At 71.5% G+C, this 19,832-nt stretch carries 17 protein-coding genes; 10 read left to right on the top strand and 7 right to left on the bottom strand.

Annotated elements, in window-relative coordinates:
• Nucleotides 1-25 precede the first annotated feature (25 nt).
• The 4 genes from IF17_RS0104890 to IF17_RS0104875 all read left to right on the top strand — a co-directional run bounded on the left by IF17_RS0104890 (nucleotide 26) and on the right by IF17_RS0104875 (nucleotide 5,195).
• Entirely contained in the window at nucleotides 26-1,474 is a 1,449-nt protein-coding gene (locus IF17_RS0104890) for a cellulose binding domain-containing protein (protein ID WP_030562490.1), read from the top strand.
• Nucleotides 1,475-1,728: 254 nt separating this feature from the next.
• Entirely contained in the window at nucleotides 1,729-2,568 is an 840-nt protein-coding gene (locus IF17_RS0104885; RefSeq protein WP_030562488.1) for a TIM barrel protein, read from the top strand.
• A 68-nt stretch (nucleotides 2,569-2,636) separates the two neighbouring features.
• Nucleotides 2,637-3,530, top strand: a complete 894-nt coding sequence (locus tag IF17_RS0104880; protein WP_030562487.1) for a 2-hydroxy-3-oxopropionate reductase — start codon at nucleotides 2,637-2,639, stop codon at nucleotides 3,528-3,530.
• 207 nt (nucleotides 3,531-3,737) lie between these two features.
• Nucleotides 3,738-5,195, top strand: a complete 1,458-nt coding sequence (locus IF17_RS0104875) for a catalase (protein ID WP_030562485.1) — start codon at nucleotides 3,738-3,740, stop codon at nucleotides 5,193-5,195.
• A 312-nt stretch (nucleotides 5,196-5,507) separates the two neighbouring features.
• Here the strand turns inward: IF17_RS0104875 and IF17_RS0104870 are convergent, their stop codons facing one another.
• Nucleotides 5,508-6,425: a pyridoxamine 5'-phosphate oxidase family protein gene (locus tag IF17_RS0104870; protein WP_030562483.1), complete on the bottom strand. Its 918-nt coding sequence runs from the start codon at nucleotides 6,423-6,425 to the stop codon at nucleotides 5,508-5,510.
• A 180-nt stretch (nucleotides 6,426-6,605) separates the two neighbouring features.
• Complete coding sequence (gene gcl, locus IF17_RS0104865) at nucleotides 6,606-8,390, bottom strand: glyoxylate carboligase (protein ID WP_026241960.1); 1,785 nt, start codon at nucleotides 8,388-8,390, stop codon at nucleotides 6,606-6,608.
• Nucleotides 8,391-8,695: 305 nt separating this feature from the next.
• Here gcl and IF17_RS0104860 point away from each other — a divergent pair, with 305 nt between their 5' ends.
• From IF17_RS0104860 to IF17_RS0104850, 3 genes are all read left to right on the top strand, one after another.
• Nucleotides 8,696-9,418, top strand: a complete 723-nt coding sequence (locus IF17_RS0104860) for a hypothetical protein (RefSeq protein ID WP_030562482.1) — start codon at nucleotides 8,696-8,698, stop codon at nucleotides 9,416-9,418.
• Between the two features lie 77 nt (nucleotides 9,419-9,495).
• A complete protein-coding gene (locus IF17_RS0104855; RefSeq protein WP_030562479.1) occupies nucleotides 9,496-10,101 on the top strand; it encodes a GNAT family N-acetyltransferase in 606 nt (201 codons plus the stop codon).
• Nucleotides 10,102-10,110: 9 nt separating this feature from the next.
• Nucleotides 10,111-10,308 carry a hypothetical protein gene (locus IF17_RS0104850; RefSeq protein ID WP_030562477.1) on the top strand — a complete coding sequence of 66 codons (198 nt, stop codon included), beginning with the start codon at nucleotides 10,111-10,113 and terminating at the stop codon, nucleotides 10,306-10,308.
• 18 nt (nucleotides 10,309-10,326) lie between these two features.
• On the opposite strand, the gene IF17_RS0104845 is transcribed toward IF17_RS0104850, so the two are convergent.
• Entirely contained in the window at nucleotides 10,327-11,937 is a 1,611-nt protein-coding gene (locus IF17_RS0104845; RefSeq protein ID WP_030562475.1) for an AMP-binding protein, read from the bottom strand.
• Nucleotides 11,934-13,610 carry an AMP-binding protein gene (locus IF17_RS0104840; RefSeq protein ID WP_030562473.1) on the bottom strand — a complete coding sequence of 559 codons (1,677 nt, stop codon included), beginning with the start codon at nucleotides 13,608-13,610 and terminating at the stop codon, nucleotides 11,934-11,936. The genes IF17_RS0104845 and IF17_RS0104840 overlap by 4 nt, the downstream gene beginning before the upstream one ends.
• A 135-nt stretch (nucleotides 13,611-13,745) precedes the next feature.
• Here IF17_RS0104840 and IF17_RS0104835 point away from each other — a divergent pair, with 135 nt between their 5' ends.
• Entirely contained in the window at nucleotides 13,746-14,597 is an 852-nt protein-coding gene (locus tag IF17_RS0104835) for a response regulator transcription factor (RefSeq protein ID WP_030562472.1), read from the top strand.
• Between the two features lie 44 nt (nucleotides 14,598-14,641).
• On the opposite strand, the gene IF17_RS0104830 is transcribed toward IF17_RS0104835, so the two are convergent.
• Nucleotides 14,642-15,778 (bottom strand): winged helix DNA-binding domain-containing protein, encoded by a 1,137-nt coding sequence (locus IF17_RS0104830; RefSeq protein ID WP_030562470.1) that lies wholly within the window; start codon nucleotides 15,776-15,778, stop codon nucleotides 14,642-14,644.
• 126 nt (nucleotides 15,779-15,904) lie between these two features.
• Between IF17_RS0104830 and IF17_RS0104825 the strand changes: the two genes are divergently transcribed.
• A complete protein-coding gene (locus IF17_RS0104825) occupies nucleotides 15,905-16,786 on the top strand; it encodes a DMT family transporter (protein ID WP_030562468.1) in 882 nt (293 codons plus the stop codon).
• A gap of 7 nt (nucleotides 16,787-16,793) precedes the next feature.
• Here the strand turns inward: IF17_RS0104825 and IF17_RS0104820 are convergent, their stop codons facing one another.
• Together IF17_RS0104820 and IF17_RS0104815 are read right to left on the bottom strand one after the other, a co-directional pair.
• A complete protein-coding gene (locus IF17_RS0104820; protein WP_030562465.1) occupies nucleotides 16,794-17,831 on the bottom strand; it encodes a glutathione S-transferase family protein in 1,038 nt (345 codons plus the stop codon).
• Nucleotides 17,828-19,330, bottom strand: coding sequence for an MFS transporter (locus IF17_RS0104815; protein ID WP_030562463.1), 1,503 nt, complete (start codon nucleotides 19,328-19,330; stop codon nucleotides 17,828-17,830). Before IF17_RS0104815 ends, IF17_RS0104820 begins: the two co-directional genes overlap by 4 nt.
• 97 nt (nucleotides 19,331-19,427) lie before the next feature.
• On the opposite strand from IF17_RS0104815, the gene IF17_RS0104810 reads away from it, so the two are divergent.
• Nucleotides 19,428-19,823, top strand: coding sequence for a VOC family protein (locus IF17_RS0104810; protein ID WP_030562461.1), 396 nt, complete (start codon nucleotides 19,428-19,430; stop codon nucleotides 19,821-19,823).
• The last annotated feature ends 9 nt before the right edge of the window (nucleotides 19,824-19,832 follow it).

Raw genomic sequence — 19,832 nt, 5'->3', positions numbered from 1 at the left:
ACCGTTCCGGAGAGGAACTGAACCCGTGAACACATCACGCAGGAAGCACCAGAGGTCCAGGCTGCGCACCGCCGCCGCCTCGGCCGCCGCCGTGGCCCTGGCCGCCACCGGGCTCGCCGCGCTGCCGTCCTCGGCGAGCGCCGCGGCGGACGGGATCGTCGTCCAGTACCGCACGAGCGCGTCCGGTGCGAGCGCCGACCAGAGCGAGCCGTGGCTGAAGGTGCGGAACGCCGGCTCCACCTCCGTACCGCTGAGCAGTGTCAAGGTGCGGTACTACTTCAAGGCCGACTCGGCCTCCGCCGCCTACCGGTTCGCCTGTTCCTGGGCGGTGAAGGGGTGCGCGAACATCACCGGCACCTTCGGCACGCTCGCCAGCCCGACGGCCACTGCCGACCGTTACCTGGAGATCGGCTTCACCCCGGGCGCGGGCTCACTGGCGCCGGGGGCGGACACCGGGGACATGCAGCTCCGCTTCCACCAGGCGTCCTGGGCCTCGCTGATCCAGTCCGACGACTACTCCTTCGGCCCGGAGCGGACCACGTACGGCGACTGGTCCAAGGTGACGGCCCAGGTGAACGGCTCGCTCGTCTGGGGCCAGGCGCCCGCCGGGAACGGGCCGACCGACCCGCCGGACCCCACGGACCCGCCCACCGACCCGCCGGGTGACGGGGCACGGCTGTTCGACGACTTCAACTACAGCTCGCACACCGACCCGAAGATCGGCGCGAACGGCTGGTCCGTACGGTCCAACTCCGGCGGTCCGGGGGTGCCGGGAGCGACCTGGGCGGCCGAGAACGTCACCTTCGCCTCGCAGAGCGGGAACTCGGTGATGAACCTGGAGACGTCCACCGCCGGGACGGGGGGATCGACCAAGCACACCGAGATCCTGACGAAGTCGATGAAGTTCAAGAACGGGACGTACGCGTCCCGGGTGAAGTTCAGCGACGCGCCGCGCTCGGGTCCGGACGGCGACCGGATCGTGCAGACGTTCTTCACGATCAACGACCTCAAGGCGCCGATGGCGGACGACTACGCGGAGTACGACTTCGAGTACCTCCCCAACGGCGGCTGGGGCGAGCCGGCCAACATCCTCTACACCACCTCGTGGGAGACCTACCGGCCGGACCCGTGGGAGGCGGTCAACGCGCACAGCGAGGTCCGGGCGTCGTACGCGGGCTGGCACGACCTGGTGGTGACCATCGACAACAACCAGATCACGTACTACGTCGACGGCCAGCACTTCGGGACGCACGGCGCGGCCTTCCTGCCGGAGCGGCCCATGTCGATCAACTTCAACCAGTGGCTGATCGACCTGGAGGGGCAGCCGAGCACCACACCCCGGTCCTACGACCAGCAGGTGGACTACGTCCTGCATGTGAAGGACCAGGTGCTCACCCCGGCGCAGGTGAACGCGATGGTCGGGTCGTACCGCAGTGCGGGGAAGACCTTCGAGGACACGGTGCCGGGCAGCTAGGGCGCTCCCGGCCGGGAGCGGTACGCACGGCGTGAGAACCGGGCGGGGCGGGGGTCGACGGCGGCCCCCGCCCCGCTTTCGCATGCCCAGGAGGGCTGCCGGGAGGGGTTCGAAGGCGCTCGCGCCACCGATCGCGTACGCCGCCGGCCGCGGCGAATTTCGCCGTACCCCCTTGACAGCCCCACCACCCCCCAGGCAATCTTCCGTTGAGCAGAAACTAACTTCCGCAATACGGAAGGAGCGCCGAAACCCTCATGGGATACCCGGACCAGCGCTTCGATGTGAACCTTTCGATCCTCTTCACGGAACTCCCGCTCCTGGAGCGTCCCGCGGCAGCCGCCGCGGCGGGCTTCACGGCGGTCGAGCTGTGGTGGCCCTGGATCGAGACCCCGACCCCCATCCGGGCTGAGCTCGACGCCCTCAAGAAGGCGCTCGACGACGCCGGCACCCAACTGGTGGGGCTGAACTTCTACGCCGGACAGCTCCCCGGCCCCGACCGCGGCGCGCTCTCCGTGCCCGGCTCGGAGTCGGACCGCTTCCGGGAGAACATCGAGGTGGCGGCCGACTTCGCCGCCTCGGTCGGCTGCACGGCGCTCAACGCGCTGTACGGCAACCGCGTCGAGGGCGTGGACCCGCAGGTGCAGGACGCGCTCGCCCTGGAGAACCTGGTGCTGGCCGCCCGCGCGGCCGACCGCGTCGGGGCCATCCTCCTCGTCGAGACCCTCAACAAGCCGGAGTCGCCGCTCTATCCGCTGGTGAGCGCACCGGCCGCGATCGAGGTCGTCGACAAGGTCAACGCGGCGACGGGCCTCGGGAACGCCAAGTTCCTGCTGGACCTTTACCACCTGTCGATGAACGGCGAGGACCTGAGCCAGGTCATCAAGGCGTACGCCGCGAAGACCGGGCACGTCCAGATCGCCGACAACCCGGGCCGTGGCGCGCCGGGCACCGGCACCCTCCCGCTGGAGCGGCTCCTCGACGAGCTGAAGGACGCCGGTTACGCGGGCTGGGTCGGCCTGGAGTACAAGCCGGGCGACCGGCCGAGCGCGGAGGCCTTCGACTGGCTCCCGGCGTCGGCCCGAGCCGCCGGCTGACCGCCCGGGTTCACCGCGGGGTGAGTCCAACCCCCTTACGTACACACGTTTTTCAGGAAGGCACCCTCATGAGCAACAACCTCCCCAAGGTCGCCTGGATCGGTCTCGGCATCATGGGCTCCCCCATGTCGGAGAACCTGATCAAGGCCGGTTACGCCGTCACCGGATACACCCTGGAGCAGGACAAGATCGACCGGCTGGTCGCGGCCGGCGGCAGCGGCGCCTCCTCGATCGCGGACGCGGTCAAGGACGCGGATGTCGTCATCACGATGGTGCCCGCGTCCCCGCAGGTCGAGGCCATCGCCTACGGCCCCGAGGGCATCCTGGAGAACGCGAAGCGCGGCGCGCTGCTGGTGGACATGTCCTCCATCACCCCGCAGACCTCCGTGGACCTCGCCAAGAACGCGGCCGAGAAGGGCATCCGGGTCCTGGACGCGCCGGTCTCCGGCGGCGAGGCCGGGGCCATCGAGGCCGTGCTCTCCATCATGGTCGGCGGTGAGCAGGCGGACTTCGACGCCGCGAAGCCGCTCCTGGAGGCGCTCGGCAAGACCATCGTGCTCTGCGGCCCGCACGGCTCCGGCCAGACGGTGAAGGCGGCCAACCAGCTGATCGTCGCGGTCAACATCCAGGCGTGCGCCGAGGCCGTGGTCTTCCTGGAGAAGTCCGGGGTGGACCTGGCCGCCGCGCTGGACGTCCTCAACGGCGGTCTGGCCGGCTCGACCGTGCTGACCCGCAAGAAGGACAACTTCCTGAAGCGGGACTTCGCCCCCGGCTTCCGGATCGACCTGCACCACAAGGACATGGGCATCGTGACGGACGCCGCCCGCAACGTCGGCGCCGCTCTGCCCGTCGGCGGTGTGGTGGCCCAGCTGGTCGCCTCGCTGCGCGCCCAGGGCGACGGCGGCCTCGACCACTCGGCGCTGCTGCGCTCGGTCGAGCGGCTCTCCGGCTCCCAGGTCTGACCCCCAGGCTCTCCAGCCTGACCCCCGCTCCATAAGGAGCCCCTGATCTCCGGGCCGCGGTGGCGCTGACACCTGTCCTGTCGCGCCCAGGCGCTGCCGCGGCCCGGAACCACACACTTCGTTTTCAACAAACTGTTGACGTTCTCTCTGTGGCGAACCTACGCTCCTCAAGCCGTCAGCAGCTCGTACGAAAGGTCATCCCGCCACATGGCTAAGCGTGTGCTCACGACCGAGTCAGGCGCCCCGGTCGCCGACAACCAGAACTCCGCCACCGCCGGTGTCGGTGGACCGATCCTCCTCCAGGACCAGCACCTTCTGGAGAAGCTCGCCCGCTTCAACCGTGAGCGCATCCCGGAGCGCGTGGTCCACGCCCGTGGCTCCGGCGCGTACGGCTACTTCGAGGTGACCGACGACGTCACCGGCTTCACCCGCGCCGACTTCCTCTCCGAGATCGGCAAACGCACCGAGACGTTCATCCGCTTCTCGACCGTCGCCGACTCGCTCGGCGGCGCGGACGCGGTCCGTGACCCGCGTGGCTTCGCCCTCAAGTTCTATACGAACGAGGGCAATTACGACCTGGTCGGCAACAACACCCCGGTGTTCTTCATCAAGGACCCGATCAAGTTCCCCGACTTCATCCACTCGCAGAAGCGCGACCCGTTCACGGGCAAGCAGGAGCCGGACAACGTCTGGGACTTCTGGGGCCACTCCCCCGAGGCGACCCACCAGGTGACCTGGCTGATGGGCGACCGCGGCATCCCCGCCTCGTACCGCCACATGAACGGTTACGGCTCGCACACCTACCAGTGGACGAACGCCGAGGGCGAGGCCTTCTTCGTCAAGTACCACTTCAAGACCAACCAGGGGGTGCGCTCCCTCTCCGCCGAGCAGGCCGCCGAGCTGGTCGGCAAGGACGCCAACTCGCACCAGACGGACCTGCTCCAGGCCATCGAGCGGGGCGTCAACCCGTCCTGGACGCTGCACGTCCAGGTGATGCCGGCCGCCGAGGCCGCGGAGTACCGGTTCAACCCGTTCGACCTCACCAAGGTGTGGCCGCACGCCGACTACCCGCTCCAGCGGGTCGGCCGGCTGGTGCTGGACCGGAACCCGGACAACGTCTTCGCCGAGGTCGAGCAGGCCGCGTTCTCGCCGAACAACTTCGTGCCCGGCATCGGCCCGTCCCCGGACAAGATGCTCCAGGGCCGGCTGTTCGCCTACGCGGACGCGCACCGCTACCGCCTGGGCGTCAACCACACCCAGCTGCCGGTCAACGCCCCCAAGGCGGCCGAGGCCGACAACTACGGCCGGGACGGGCTGCACGCCACCCGCTACGGCTCGCGCCACGACAAGAACTACGAGCCCAACTCGTACGCCGGTCCGGCCCAGACCGACGCGGCGCTCGCCGCCCCGCTGGCGATCCACGGCTGGACGGGCACGCACGAGGCCCCCGCCCACGCCAAGGACGACGACTTCTTCCAGGCGGGCGAACTCTTCCGGCTGATGTCGGAGGAGGAGAAGGGCCGCCTGGTCGCCAACATCGCCGGAGGCCTCTCGCAGGTCACCCGCGACGATGTGATCGAGAAGAACCTCGCCCACTTCCACGCCGCCGACACCGACTACGGCAAGCGCGTCGAGGAGGCCGTCCGCGCCCTGCGCGAGGACTAGAGCCCACCACCAGGGCTCCCCGGAACCCTGCCCGCACCGCGCACCCGGATGAGGGGTGCCGCGCGGCGCGGGCAGGACGACGAGGCCGCGGCGGCTGTGCGATGCCAGTGCGGTGGTGAAGGACCGGGGACCGTCTTCTGACCTGAAGGAGACGCCCTCACCCGGCTCCGATCGCCGCCGCCGCGGTCCCTGTCATACCCGAGTACCACTTCTCCACCACCCCCGATCGAGGGCGCGGAGTACGGATACGGTCCCGTACTGCGCGCCCTCTTCGGCATGTCTACGTCCAGGCCGGGGCCCGCCGGACACCCCCTACCCCTGCGCCACCGGCGGGTTGAACCGGGAGAAGTCCGGATCGCTCCAGCGCAGCCGTACCGCGTCCTGGGTCTCCTGGACGGCCTCGATCAGGAACTCCACGATGCGCTGCGCGCCCGGTACGGCGGCCGCCTCCGCTCCGTCCCAGACGGTGTGGGCGGTGCCGGAGAGCTGGAGGAGGTCGCCGGCCTCCCAGTCGGGCACCAACAGGCCTGCCTGTGGGTGGAGTTCGAGGTTGCCGAGGGTGAGGAACATGGCATTGCCCGCGTAGTCGGGCCAGCGCAGCCGGGTGGGCGAGACCACCTGGCAGAAGCCCGGGTTGCCGCCCCGGTGCGAGGCGTCCGCGTCGCCGTCCGGGGAGGCGGTGGCGATGAAGAAGCTGTCGGAGGTGGCGAGGGTGAGCTGCTGGACGGTGGTCAGCGCCTCCCCCTTGCGGACCACCGTGCGGCGGCCGCCCCGGTCCGGCGGGAGCAGGGCGTACTCGCGTTTCTGGAGGTACTTGGGGCAGTTGCCGATGACCTGGTCGAGAGCGACCCGTACGCCGTCGGCCTCGGGGACCGAGGTTCCGTTGAGGCGGATACGGCGCCGGGTGGCCGGTTCGATGGCGATCATGCCGACCCGGGTACCGGGCTCCCGGAGCGCCGCGCCGAGCGGGTCGTCGGGCGCGGGCAGGGCGCCGATCGTCAGGGTCTTCGGGTCCGGGACCCCGAGGAGGCCGGGCTCGCCGGTGAGCAGGGTGGACCAGAGGCGCCCGGAGGCGTCGGCCGCGCCGATGACGATCATCGGCTGGCGGGCCAGGAAGACCGCCGCCGCGTCAGGCACGGCGTCGCGGATGGCCCGGAGCGAGCCGGCCGCCGGGTCGCGCAGTCCGGCCCGGTGCTGGACGGCGAGTTCGCCGTGGTGGTAGTCGGCCATGGCCCGCTCCCCCGCCCTTCGGCCACCGGTGGCCCGCGTCCCGGACCGGGCGGGCCCCCGGGGCGAGCGTACCTCCGCACAGGGGACCTCCGGGGCGAGCCCACCTCCGTACAGGGAAAGGCCCCCGCCCCGGAGACGAATCCGGGACGGGGGCCTGACTCAGGGGCAGTTGACGCGTAGTCAGGACACGGTCAGCGGGCGGATCGCGGTCGGGGCGTGGGACGGGTCCGTGGCGATGTCCTCGAACTCGTTGACCGAGGCGATGTCGGTGCCGCTCATCGCGATATTGGTGACCCGCTCCAGGATCGCCTCGACGACGACCGGGACCCGGAACTCGGCGGCGAGCTTCTTCGCCTCCTCGAAGGCGGGCAGCAGCTGGTCCGGCTCGGTGACCCGGATGGCCTTGCAGCCGAGGCCCTCGACGACCTTGACGTGGTCGACGCCGTAGACGCCCAGCTCCGGGGAGTTGAGGTTCTCGAACTCCAGGTTGACCTGGAAGTCGATGTCGAAGTTGCGCTGCGCCTGGCGGATGAGGCCAAGGTAGGAGTTGTTCACCAGGACGTGGACGTACGGGATGCGGTGCTGCGCGCCGACGGCCAGCTCCTCCAGCATGAACTGGAAGTCGTAGTCGCCGGAGAGGGCGACGACCGTGCCCTCGGGGTCGGCGGTGGCGACGCCGAGCGCGGCCGGGATGGTCCAGCCGAGCGGGCCCGCCTGGCCGCAGTTGATCCAGTGGCGCGGCTTGTAGACGTGGAGCATCTGCGCGCCGGCGATCTGGGAGAGCCCGATGGTGGTGACGTAACGGGTCTCGGGGCCGAACGCCCGGTTCATCTCCTCGTAGACGCGCTGCGGCTTGAGCGGCACGTTGTCGAAGTGGGTGCGGCGCTGGAGGGTGGCCTTGCGCTCCTGGGTGGAGGCGGCCCAGGCCGAGCGGTCCGTGAGCTTGCCCGCGGCCTTGAGCTCGCGCGCCACCTCGACGAAGAGCTCCAGCGCGGCCTTGGCGTCGGAGGCGATGCCGAGGTCGGGGGCGAAGATCTTGCCGAGCTGGGTGGGCTCGATGTCGACGTGGACGAAGGTGCGGCCCTGGGTGTAGACGTCCAGCTTACCGGTGTGGCGGTTGGCCCAGCGGTTGCCGATGCCGAGGACGAAGTCGGACTCCAGGAAGTTCGCGTTGCCGTAGCGGTGCGAGGTCTGCAGGCCGACCATGCCGGCGTTCAGCTCGTGGTCGTCGGGGAGGATGCCCCAGCCCATCAGGGTCGGGATGACGGGGACGCCGGTCAGCTCGGCGAACTCCACCAGCAGCTCGGAGGCGTCGGCGTTGATGATGCCGCCGCCGGCGACGAGCAGCGGGCGCTCCGAGGCGTTCAGCAGCTCCACGGCCCGCTCGATCTGCTTGCGGGAGGCGGCGGGCTTGTGCACCGGGAGGGGCTCGTACAGCTCGGGGTCGAACTCGATCTCGGTGAGCTGGACATCGATCGGCAGGTCGATGAGGACCGGGCCGGGACGGCCGGTGCGCATCAGGTGGAAGGCCTGCTGGAAGACGCCGGGGACCTGGGCGGCCTCCAGGACGGTGGTCGCCGCCTTGGTGACCGGCTTGGCGATCGACGCGATGTCGACGGCCTGGAAGTCCTCCTTGTGCAGGACGGCGGTCGGGGCCTGGCCGGTGATGCAGAGGATCGGGATGGAGTCGGCGATGGCGGAGTACAGACCGGTGATCATGTCGGTGCCCGCCGGGCCCGACGTACCGATGCAGACGCCGATGTTGCCGGCCTTGGCCCGGGTGTAGCCCTCCGCCATGTGGGAGGCGCCCTCGACGTGCCGGGCCAGCGTGTGCTGCACCCCGCCGGAGGCCTTGAGGGCCGCGTAGAAGGGGTTGATCGCCGCACCCGGCACACCGAACGCGTTGCTGACGCCTTCGCGCTTGAGGATCTCGACTGCCGCACGGGCAGCGGTCATACGAGGCATTGAGTGCTCCTGCTCGGGATTGGTGGAGTCGGGCTCTGTCGCGCCACCTGAGAGCACCAATTCCGTATCGCGGAAAGTCAGTTCTGCTATACGGAAGCAATCTAAAACGCGGCGGGGTCGCCGTCAAGAGCGGGCACGGCCGCCGTGAGGAGCGGGCCCGCTCGCCGTCGCAGGCGGGCCTGTGCTCCCCGTGGCGGGAAATGCGCGCATTCCCTCCCCAGAACCTCGCTCCTGGTGGACGATGAGGTGACGAGGGAGGCACGGAGCGCAGTCGTCCTGCGGGGCCGTGCCGGAGGGAGACGATCGTGACGTCCGTGCCGGTACGGTGCCCGGCCTGCAGCCGGGACCACGCCTATGTCGCACCGGCCTACCCGTGCCCGTGCGGAGCCCCCACCGCCCCACCGCTGCTGCCCGGCGCCCCGGCGCTCCAGGTCACGCGGCGCACCTGGGACGAGGACTGGGTCACCGTGCGCTGCACGGCCTGCGACCGGCGGGACCAGTGGCCGCAGCCGGAGCTGTGCTGCCCGTGCGGGGCCCTGCTGCGGATACCGGTGCGCCCGGTGGACGAGCCCGCGCCCGAGGCCGCGCCGCCGCCCGGCCCCGTCGCCCCGGCGCACATCCCACTGCCGCGCACCGCCGCCCACCCCCGCCCCTCGTTCCGGCCGCGGACGATCCGTACCGGCCACGACGCGGTGAGCGCGGCCGTCCTCTACCTCACCTGGCTCGGCTACCGCGAGGTCACCCGGCCCCGGGTGCGCACCGCCGGCGGGATCGATCTGCGGGCCACGGGGCTCGTCGCCCAGGTCGACGCCACGACCCGGCCGGTGGAGCTGCGCGCGGTGGAGTGCCTGTGGCTGAACGCCCTGGGCGCGTCGGCGGCCGGGGTGTTCTTCTCGCTCGCGGGGTACGGGGCGCAGGCGCGGGCCCGGGCGGACGGTGTCGGCCTCCCGCTCTTCGTCATGGACCTCACGGGGGCGCCGCAGCCGGTGAACAGCCCGGCGGACGAGCTGGTCAGCACGGGGGCCTGAGCGCCGGGCTCTTCCTCCGGGGGTCGTTTTCGGGCCACGCCGTACCGGTGCCCCGCCCGGCGCGGCACACTGAGTACATGCGTATCCGCTCCGCCAGACGCTCCGATCTCCGCCTTCTCCAGGACATCGAGCGCGCCGCAGGGGAACCCTTCCGCACCCTCGGCATGCATTCCGTGGCCGACGACGATCCGCCCCCGCTCGACCTGCTGGAGAGCTACCGGCGGGCCGGACGGTGCTGGGTGGCCACCGATCCCCTCTCCGCCACCGGTGACCGGCCGCTCGGCTATGTGATCGCCGACCCCGTCGACGGGGCCCTGCACATCGAGCAGATCTCGGTGGACCCGGTGGCGGCCCGCCGGGGCATCGGCCGCACGCTGATCGACCGGCTCGCCGCACTCGCCCCCGGGCAGGGCCTCACCGCGCTCACCCTGACCACCTTCAGCGATGTGCCGTGGAACGCCCCGTACTACGCGCGCATCGGCTTCCGGGTGCTGCACGAACGCGAGCTCACCGACGGGCTGCGCACGATCCGCGGCGAGGAGGCACAGCACGGCCTGGACCGCTGGCCCCGGGTCTGCATGCGCCGCGACCTGCTGCCCGCGCAGCCTTCGGCCCCGGCACCGAACCCGGCGTCCGCACCGGCACCTGAGTCGGCGTCGGTCGCTGTCAGTGGTGCCCCGTAAGCTAAGGGCATGGATGTAACTCCACGTCATACCGTGCAGCCCGCCGTCGCATCCGCCGCCCAGGCGAACGAAGCCATCCGCGCGCTCGTCGACTCGCGCGCGGGCCGGGACTGGTCCGCCACCGAGTCCGCGACGTACGAGGTGCTGCTCATCGAGTGGGCGACGGCGACCCGGTCGGACGGCTCCGACATCATCGAAGCCGCCTGACCGGGTCACCGGCCCCGCTCATCCGGCGTACGTCTCCCGCAGCTCGATCTTTCGGACCTTCCCGCTCACCGTCATCGGGAAGGCGTCCAGAATCCGCAGCCTGCGCGGGATCTTGTAGTGGGCGAGCCGCTCCCGGCAGTACGCCGTGACCTCCTCCAGGCTCGGCGGGTCGGCCGGGTCCCGGGGGATGACACAGGCCAGGATCTCCTCCCCGTACCGCTCGTCCGGCACGCCGACCACCTGGACGTCGGCGATCTTCGGGTGGCCGTGCAGGAACTCCTCGATCTCCCTCGGGTACACGTTCTCGCCACCCCGGATGATCATGTCCTTGATCCGGCCGACGACCTGGACGTAGCCGTCCTCGCGCATCACCGCGAGGTCGCCGGTGTGCATCCAGCGGCCCGCGTCGATGACTTCGGCGGTGCGGTCGGGCTGGTCCCAGTAGCCGAGCATCACGCTGTAGCCCCGGGTGCACAGTTCGCCCGCGCTGCCGCGGGGCACTGTGGTGCCGGTCGCCGGGTCGACGACCTTGACCTCGATGTGCGGCAACGCACGGCCCACGGTGCCGGTGCGGCGCTCCAGGTCGTCGTCACGGCGGGTCTGGGTGGAGACGGGCGAGGTCTCCGTCATGCCGTAGCAGATGGAGACCTCCTCCATGTGCATCTCGGCGACCACCCGCTTCATCACCTCGACCGGGCAGGGCGATCCGGCCATGATCCCGGTGCGCAGCGAGGAGAGGTCGTAACGGGAGAAGTCCGGGAGGTTCAGCTCGGCGATGAACATGGTGGGGACGCCGTAGAGCGAGGTGCAGCGCTCCTGCTGGACGGCGGCCAGCACGGCGGCGGGCTCGAAGGACGGCCCCGGGATCACGATGCAGGCGCCGTGCGAGGTGATGGCGAGGTTGCCCATCACCATGCCGAAGCAGTGGTAGAAGGGGACCGGCAGACAGACCCGGTCGGCCTCCGTGTAGGCGATCATCTCCCCGACGAAATAGCCGTTGTTGAGGATGTTGTGGTGGGAGAGGGTGGCGCCCTTGGGGAAGCCGGTGGTGCCCGAGGTGTACTGGATGTTGATGGGGTCGTCGCACGACAGCTCGGCCTCGCGCGCCGCCAGTTGCGCGGAGGTGACGGCCGGGGCGGTCGCGGTCAGTTCGGTCCAGGACGGGTCACCGATGTGGTGGACGGCGTGCAGAGAGGGGCAGTCGGCGCGGACCTGGCCGACGAGGGCGCGGTAGTCGCTGGTGCGGTGGGCGAGGGAGGCGACCAGCAGGCGGACACCGGCCTGCTTCAGGACGAACTCCAGCTCGTGCGCCCGGTAGGCGGGGTTGATGGTGACCATGACGGCGCCGATGCGGGCCGTGGCGTACTGGAGCAGCACCCACTCGGGGCAGTTGACCGCCCAGATGCCGACCCGGTCGCCCTTCTCCACCCCCGACGCCATCAGGGCGCGGGCCAGCTCGTCGATGTCGGCACCGAGCTCCGTGTACGTCCAGCGGCGGCCGGAGACCACGTCGACCAGCGCCTCGCGGTCCCCATGGGCGGCGATCGCCCGGTCCAGGTTGCGTCCGATGGTGTCGCCGAGCAGGGCGGTGGTGCCGGTGCCGTGCGCGTAGGAGAGGCTGCTGTTCACTTCAGGTCCCCCTCGTCGAACTCGGTGCCGGTGCCCAGGGCGGTGCGTTCGCGCAGTTCGATGCGGCGGATCTTGCCGGAGACGGTCTTGGGCAGTTCGGCGAACTCCAGCCTGCGGAGGCGTTTGTACGGGGCGAGGACCGCCCGCGAGTGTTCGAAGAGGACCTTCGCGGTCTCCGGCCCCGGCTCCCAGCCCTCCGCCAGGACGACGTACGCCTTCGGGACGGAGAACCGCAGCGGGTCGGGCGCGGGCACGACGGCGGCCTCGACGACCGCTTCGTGCTCCAGGAGGGCGCTCTCCAGCTCGAAGGGCGAGATCTTGTAGTCGGAGGACTTGAAGACGTCGTCACTCCGCCCCACGTACGTGAGGTAACCGTCCTCGTCGCGCGCCCCGATGTCCCCCGTGCGGTAGTAGCCGCCGGCCATCGCCTCGGCCGTGCGCTCCGGATCACCGTGGTACCCGGTCATCAGGCCCACGGGGCGGTCGGAGAGGTCGAGGGCGATCTCCCCCTCGCTCACCCCCGGCCGGCCCGTGACCGGGTCCAGCAGCTCCACGGTGAAGCCGGGGCTGGGGCGGCCCATGGAGCCGGTCTTGAGGAGCTGGCCGGGGGTGTTGGCGACCTGGACGGCGGTCTCCGTCTGGCCGAAGCCGTCCCGGATGGTGACACCCCACTCCCGCCGGACCGTCTCGATGACCTCCGGGTTCAGCGGCTCCCCCGCCGCGACGACCTCGCGCGGCGGGACCTTCAGCTGCGACAGGTCCGCCTGGATGAGCATCCGCCAGACCGTGGGCGGGGCGCAGAAGCTGGTGATGCCCGAGCGGTCCATCTCGGCCATCAGCCGGGAGGCGTCGAAGCGGGTGTAGTTGAAGATGAAGACGGTGGCCTCGGCGGTCCACGGGGCGAAGAGATTGGACCAGGCGTGCTTGGCCCAGCCGGGCGAGGAGATGTTGAGGTGGACGTCGCCGGGGCGCAGACCGATCCAGTACATCGTCGACAAGTGGCCCACGGGATAGGACACATGGGTGTGCTCGACCAGCTTCGGCCGGGCGGTGGTGCCGGAGGTGAAGTACAGCATCAGCGGCTCGTCGGCGTCCGTCTCCCGGCCGGGCGTGAAGTCGGCCGAGGCTCCGGCCACTTCGGCGTACGCCCGCCAGCCCGCCACCTCCTCGCCCACCGCGATCCGGGTGTACTCCCCCGGCACTTCGTCGAACTTCCCGGTGTCCGCGTCCCGCACCAGCACATGGCGCACCCGCCCGCGCTCCACCCGGTCGCGGAGGTCGGCGGGGCCGAGCAGCGGAGTGGCGGGGATGATCACGGCGCGCAGCTTCATCGCGGCGAGCGCGGTCTCCCACAGCTCCACCTGGTTGCCGAGCATCACGAGGATGCGGTCGCCCTCCCGGACCCCCTGCTCCTTCAGCCAGTTGGCGGCCCGGTCGGAGCGCTCGGACATGGCCGCGAAGGAGACCTCGGTACGCCGGCCGTCCTCCTCCACGATGTGCAGGGCGGTGCGGTCGTTGCCCTCGGCGATGACGTCGAACCAGTCCAGCGCCCAGTTGAAGTGGTCGGTCCGGGGCCAGCGGAATCCGGCGTAGGCACGCTCGTAGTCCTCGCGGTGCTCCAGCAGGAAGTCCCGGGCGGCCCGGAACGTCTCCGTCGCACTCGTTGCCGGCATGTGCCCTCCTCATTGCGGACCGGACGGGTCGCTTAACATCATGTAAACAGTGACCCAGGTCTCACCACCCCCGGATGGGGGTGGTCCGCTCCCTCGGACGGGGGATCGGCGCGGGCCGGGTGGGAAGGCGTCGGAGTGCCGGAACCGGTCGATGCGGTCGAGATGCGGACGGCGCTGGCGGGACTGCGCCGCACGAGCGGGCTGCCGGTCGCGTTCGGCGGCCTGCTGTCCGATGCCCGCCACGCGCGGATCGGAGAGCTGGACGGGGCACGGACCGGCGCGCTGCGCGGTCTGGTCATCTCGGCCGGGAGCGGCCTCGGCGGCAAGGCCATCGCGCTCGCCCGGCCCTGCGCGGTGACGGACTACCCCGTCTCGCGCCACATCAGCCACGAGTACGACACGGCGGTGGCGGCGGAGGGGCTGCGCTCGGTGGTCGCGGTCCCCGTCGTCGTACGGCGGACGGTGCGGGGCGTGCTGTACGGGGCGTTGCGTACGCCGGTGAGCCTCGGGGACCGGACCTTCGACGCGGCGGTGGCGGCGGCCCGCGATGTGGAGCAGGCGCTCGCGGTCCGCGACGAGGTCCGGGAGCTGCTCGCCCTGACCCAGGAGCAGGCGGCGGCCGGTCCGGACGCGGCTCCGGGCGCGTGGGAGGACGTACGCGAGGCCCACCGGCAACTGCGCGCGCTGGCACCGAGAGTGGCCGACCCGGCGCTCCGCGACGCGCTGCTGGCCGTCTGCGGGCGCCTCGCCTCGGCGTCCGGGGCCCGGGCCACCCCGGCGGCGGCCATGGAGGTGCGGCTCGCGCCGCGCGAGGTCGACGTCGTGGCGTGTGTGGCGGCGGGCGCGACGAACGCGGCTGCCGCCCGTCAACTGGGTCTGCGCCCCGAGACGGTGAAGGGGTATCTGCGCTCGGCGATGCGCAAGCTGGGGGCGCACACCCGGCTGGAGGCGGTGGTGGCGGCGCGCCGGGCCGGGCTGCTGCCGTAGAACCGCAGGCCGTCACTCGCCGAAGTCCAGGAACGTGCAGGCCGTCACTCCCCGAAGTCCAGGAACGTGCCGAACCGTACGTCGTACGAGGTCGCGTCCGTCATCACCGACAGCATCCCCACCGCCTCCTCGGTGATCCTGTCCCGCTCATCCCGCCGCAGGGTCCGCAGCGGCTGCACGGTCAGGGTCGCCGCGTCTCCGTCCCTCTCGACCCGCCAGATCGCCTCGAAGAACCCGTCGACCAGCGCGGTCCCGTACGACTGGTTGCCCACCCCGTTGCGGCCCTTGTTCACCTCGGCGATCACCCGCGCGCGGTCGTCGTGGCCGAGGAGCACGTTGTCGAACTCGGGCAGGAAGCGCGGCGGGGCCGGGGTGTCCGGGTCGGGGCGCGGGGCGTCGGGGAGGTCGAAGAGCTCGGTGCCCCTCTCGTCGCGGAAGGTGCGGAGCCGGGGCCGCAGCCGGTCGAAGACCTCCCGCAGCCGGGTCAGCCCCGCCCAGCGCTGCATGTCCTTGACCGAGGCGGGGCCGAAGGCGTTCAGGTAGCGCAGGACGGTGGCGTCCGGTGCCGGGACCGGCTCCGAGGGCCTGCCGAGCCAGTGCTCCACCGTCGTCAGGGCGACCTGCCCGCTCCGCTCCCACAGCCCGCGCGGGGTGACCTGGACCAGCGGCAGCAGGCACCGGGCGGCCACCGTGAGCGCGAGCGGGTCGGCCTCCGGCCAGCGGGCCAGCAGCTCTTCGCGCAGCTCCTTGACCGGGCGGGGGCGCTCCTCGACCAACTCCCTGCTCACCGCGGCGAGCCGCGCCAGGTCCACCCCGGCCAGACCCTGCCGGAACGCCTTCAGCTCGCGGTCGCGGGCCGCCTGCACCAGCGGACGCAGGGTCAGGGCGTCGTCCGCCGTATGGGTGTGGAGGGTGGAGCGGAGGGTGACGATCCGGACCACCTCACGGGACTCCATCACCGCGGACAGCTCGCGCGGGTCGAACTCCGCCAGCCGTGCGTGGAGCTGGAAGTACGGCGGCTTGGTGTTCTGCGCCTGGAGCCCGACGAGATGGGCCACCGCGTCCTTCGCGGACATCGTGGACCGGCGCAGCAGGAGCTGGCGGTCCAGGGTCGCCCGGTTCAGCGCCCGGGTGGAGAGGACGGCGGGGTGAGCGGCGGTGCGCTGCGTCTTCGCGGTCATGGTCCGTACGGTAGCGGCGCATGCGGACAGGTACGGTCCGCAACCTCGGGCTCCGGGAGTTACGGCGTTACGCCCACCGGCCCCACGCCCCGCGCGCTCCTCCCCCGCCCGCCCCATGATGAACCGGTGATCAGTGTCCTCTTCGCCGTCCTGACCGCCCTGAGCAACGGCTCCGCCTCGGTGCTCCAGCGCCGGGCCGCGATGAAGGTGCCCGACAGCGAGGCGCTGCACCTCTCCCTGATCGGCCATCTGATCCGCCAGAAGGTGTGGCTGGCCGGGATCGCCCTGGTGATCGTGGCCGCCGTCTGTCAGGCGGTGGCCCTGGCGACCGGGCCGATCTCGGTGGTGCAGCCGATCTTCGTCATCGAGCTGCCCGCGACCCTGCTGCTGGCCGGCTGGATGATGCGGGTCCGGGCGCCGCGCACGGTCTGGTACGGCGTCGCCGCGGTGACCGTCGGCCTCGCCATCGGGCTCGCGTCGGCCGCGCCGGTCGACGGCACCGACTCCGTACGGGGCGCTGACTGGGTCCCGACACTGCTGCTGACCGGGGCGTTCGAGACGGTGCTGATCGTCGCCGCGCTGCGGGTGCGCGGCAACGCCCGGGCGGCCCTGCTGGGGCTGGCCGCCGCCTGCGGCTACGCGCTGACGGCGGCGCTGATGAAGGACGCGATGTCGCACCTGGGCCCGGACGGCGGAGCCGTCGCGCTGCTGACGTCCTGGCAGCTCTACGCGACGGCCGCGGCCGGGGTGGGAGCCCTCTTCCTGCTCCAGAACGCCCTGCACGCGGGCAGCCTGGTGGCCGTTCAGCCGATGCTGACGCTCGGGGACGCGCTGATCAGCATCCTGTACGGGGTGACGCTCTTCGAGGAGGAGCTGCGCACCGGCTGGTGGCTGCTGCCCGAGCTGGCCGGGCTGGGGCTGATCGCCACGGGCTGTGTGGTGCTGGCCCGCTCCCCGCTCGCCGCCGACACCCTCGCCCCGCCGCCGCCCCCGCCCCGGGTGAGCTGAGGCGGACTCAGACCCGGTCGACCGGTGTGACCCGCTCGTCGTCCCGTACGGGTCCCGGCGGCGTGCCGTCACCGAACGGGCGGCCGCCGAGCTGTTCGCGGTGGTGCGGGGTGGTCCAGCCGGAGAGGTCGGGGCCGAGGGGGACGATGCCGGTCGGGTTGATGCCCGTGTGCACCTGATAGTAGTGGCGCTTGATGTGGTCGAAGTCGACCGTGTCCCCGAACCCGGGGGTCTGGTAGAGGTCGCGGACGTACGCCCACAGGACGGGGTCCTCGGTGATCTTCGTACGGTTGCACTTGAAGTGGCCGTGGTAGACCGCGTCGAAGCGGACCAGGGTGGTGAAGAGCCGGATGTCGGCCTCGGTGATGGTGTCGCCGACCAGGTAGCGGCGGTCGGCGAGGCGGGCGGAGACCTGGTCGAGGCGGGCGAAGAGTGCCTTGTAGGCTTCCGCGTAATCCTCTTGGGTGCTGGCGAACCCCGCCTTGTAGACCCCGTTGTTGATGTCCCGGTAGATGCCCTCCATGACCTCGTCGATCTCCGCGCGCAGCGGCTCGGGGTAGAGGTCGGGGGCGCCGGGGCGGTGCAGGGCGGTCCACTCGGTGGCGAGGTCCAGGGTGAGTTGCTGGTAGTCGTTGGTGACCAGCTGCCCGCTCGGTACGTCGACGATCGCGGGCACACTGACGCCGCCGGGGTAGTCGCGCTCCCGGGCGTCGTACGCCTCGCTCAGGTAGCGGATACCGAGCACCGGGTCCTGGTCGCCGGGGTCGAGGGTGAAGCGCCAGCTGCGGTCGTCCTGGATGGGGTCGGTGACGGCGAGGGAGAGGGCGTCCTCCAGGCCGAGGAGGCGCCGGGAGACCAGGGCGCGGCTGGCCCAGGGGCAGGCCCGGCTGACGACGAGCCGGTAGCGGCCCGGCTCGACGGGCCAGCCGTCGCGGCCGTCGGCGGTGATGCGGTCGGCGAAGTGGCTGCGGGACCGCTTGAACGGCTTGTGGCCGTAGGAGGTGTTGCCGTCGCTCCCGGCGCTCTTGCCGGATGTGTCGCTCATGCCGCGCTCCTCGTCGGATCGGTGCGTTCTTTCCGTTCACGTCGTCTGCCCCGCCGGTCGGCTCCGACATCGGCCAGCGCCACGATCAGTGCGGCCAGGACGAAGGCGACCGAGACGATCAGGCCGTGGTCGTACGCGTCGGCCCAGCCCGCCGTGCCGACCTGGGCGAAGAACACCGCGCCCACGGCCGCGATCCCCACCGCGGAGCCGACCCGCTGCCCGGTCTGGAGGGTACCTCCGGCGCTTCCGGCCCGGGGTACGGGGACCTCGGCCAGGGTCAGCGTCTGGTTCGGGGCGATCACCAGACCGCTGCCGAGTCCGGCGAGGAGCAGGGGTGCGGCCATCGCCCAGCCCGCGCCGCTGCCCGGGACCCAGTGGACGGCGAGCGCGGTGCCCGCGAGGCCGAGGGCGACCATCGTGAGCCCGGCCACCACCAGCGGGCGGCCGAACCGCCCGACGAGCCGGCCGCCGATCGACGCCGCGACCCCGGACCCGAGGGCGAAGGGGGTGATGGCGAGTCCGGCCTGGAGCGCGGAGTAGTTCAGGCCCGACTGGAGGTAGAGGGTCGTGACGAAGAAGATCGAGGTGAACCCGGCGAAGTAGAGCAGGATCAGCAGGCACCCCAGCCAGTAGGAGCGCAGCCGGAACAGCGAGAGGTCCAGCACCGGGTGGGTCGGCCCGCCCGCGCACCGGGCCTCCCAGGCGACGAAGGCGCCGAGCAGGGCGGCGGCGAGCACGACCAGGAGCCACTTGCCGTTGCCGGGCCACTGCTGGGCCTGGACGAAGGGCAGCAGCAGGGCGAGGACCCCGGCGCCCAGGAGCAGGACGCCGACCGGGTCCAGGTCGCGCGGGCGGACCCGGCCGGCGGAGGGCGTGTCGGGGAGGAGGCGGTGGGCCAGCAGGAGGCAGACGGCACCGAGCGGGAGGTTGACGTAGAAGACCCAGCGCCAGCCGTGGTCGGGGCCCGCCGCCTGGATGAGCAGCCCGCCGAGCAGCGGGCCGACGGCGGTCGAGATCCCGACGACCGTACCGAACATGCCGAAGGCGCGGCCGCGCTCGCGCCCGGAGAACATCTGCTGGATCAGCGCGGAGATCTGCGGCGAGATCAGGCCGCCCGCGATGCCCTGGACCAGTCGGGCGATGACCAGCCACATGCTGGACTGGGCGGCTCCGCAGGCGGCGGAGGCCAGGGTGAACAGGGCGAGTCCGGCCATGAAGACCGCCCGGCGGCCGCGCGCGTCGCCGAGGCGGCCCGAGGGGATCAGGAAGAGGCCGAAGGCGAGGGCGTAGCCGGAGAGCACCCACTGGAGGTCGGACTCGGGGGTGTTCAGCCCTTCCCTGATGGACGGGAGGGCCACATTGACGATGGAGACGTCCAGCAGGGTCATGAACCCCGCCACCAGACAGACCGCCAGGGCCCTCCAGCGCCGGGGGTCGGGGCCGGTGTCGGGGGCGGCGTCCCGTCCGCCCGGGCCGGGTCGCGCCGCGCTCTCTGCCATGGTTCGCACCTTAGATCGGGCCGGGGGTTTCCTCATCCGGACATCCGGACATCCGGTGCACGGCGTGTCCGGGGTGGCCGGGGGTACCTGTTCCCGCATGACTGTGGAGAAAACGAGCGTCCTCGTCCTTGACTGTGCCGAACCCATGGAGCTGGCCGAGTTCTACGCCGGTCTGCTCGACGCCGAGATACGGATCGGCTCCGACCCCGACTTCGTGGAGATCGTCGGCAACGACGGCGTCCGGCTGGCGATCCGCCGGGACCACGGCTACGCACCGCCGAGCTGGCCCCGGCCGGAGGATTCCCAGCAGGCGCATCTGCGGATCCTGGTGAGCCGTGACGACATCGACGAGGCCGAGCGCGAGGCGATCTCGCTCGGGGCCCGGCCCGTCGACACCGGTGACAGCAACAGCGGTCCGCGCGATGTCCGGGTGTACGGGGATCCGGCGGGCCACTCGTTCTCGCTGGCGGTGTACCCGCTGCCGCAGGGCTGAGCAACAGCA

The organism is Streptomyces cyaneofuscatus (genome assembly GCF_000718135.1).
GTDB classification, from domain to species: domain Bacteria; phylum Actinomycetota; class Actinomycetes; order Streptomycetales; family Streptomycetaceae; genus Streptomyces; species Streptomyces cyaneofuscatus.
The sequence above is the reverse complement of the archived record's forward strand: the minus strand, read 5'-3'. Positions and strand labels throughout refer to the sequence as shown.

Coding starts and splice junctions, on each gene's coding strand:
- IF17_RS0104885 (WP_030562488.1), top strand. CDS start 1,729: ATGGGATACCCGGACCAGCGCTTCGATGTGAACCTTTCGATCCTCTTC.
- IF17_RS0104880 (WP_030562487.1), top strand. CDS start 2,637: ATGAGCAACAACCTCCCCAAGGTCGCCTGGATCGGTCTCGGCATCATG.
- IF17_RS0104875 (WP_030562485.1), top strand. CDS start 3,738: ATGGCTAAGCGTGTGCTCACGACCGAGTCAGGCGCCCCGGTCGCCGAC.
- IF17_RS0104870 (WP_030562483.1), bottom strand. CDS start 6,425: ATGGCCGACTACCACCACGGCGAACTCGCCGTCCAGCACCGGGCCGGA.
- gcl (WP_026241960.1), bottom strand. CDS start 8,390: ATGCCTCGTATGACCGCTGCCCGTGCGGCAGTCGAGATCCTCAAGCGC.
- IF17_RS0104855 (WP_030562479.1), top strand. CDS start 9,496: ATGCGTATCCGCTCCGCCAGACGCTCCGATCTCCGCCTTCTCCAGGAC.
- IF17_RS0104850 (WP_030562477.1), top strand. CDS start 10,111: ATGGATGTAACTCCACGTCATACCGTGCAGCCCGCCGTCGCATCCGCC.
- IF17_RS0104840 (WP_030562473.1), bottom strand. CDS start 13,610: ATGCCGGCAACGAGTGCGACGGAGACGTTCCGGGCCGCCCGGGACTTC.
- IF17_RS0104830 (WP_030562470.1), bottom strand. CDS start 15,778: ATGACCGCGAAGACGCAGCGCACCGCCGCTCACCCCGCCGTCCTCTCC.
- IF17_RS0104820 (WP_030562465.1), bottom strand. CDS start 17,831: ATGAGCGACACATCCGGCAAGAGCGCCGGGAGCGACGGCAACACCTCC.
- IF17_RS0104815 (WP_030562463.1), bottom strand. CDS start 19,330: ATGGCAGAGAGCGCGGCGCGACCCGGCCCGGGCGGACGGGACGCCGCC.
- IF17_RS0104810 (WP_030562461.1), top strand. CDS start 19,428: ATGACTGTGGAGAAAACGAGCGTCCTCGTCCTTGACTGTGCCGAACCC.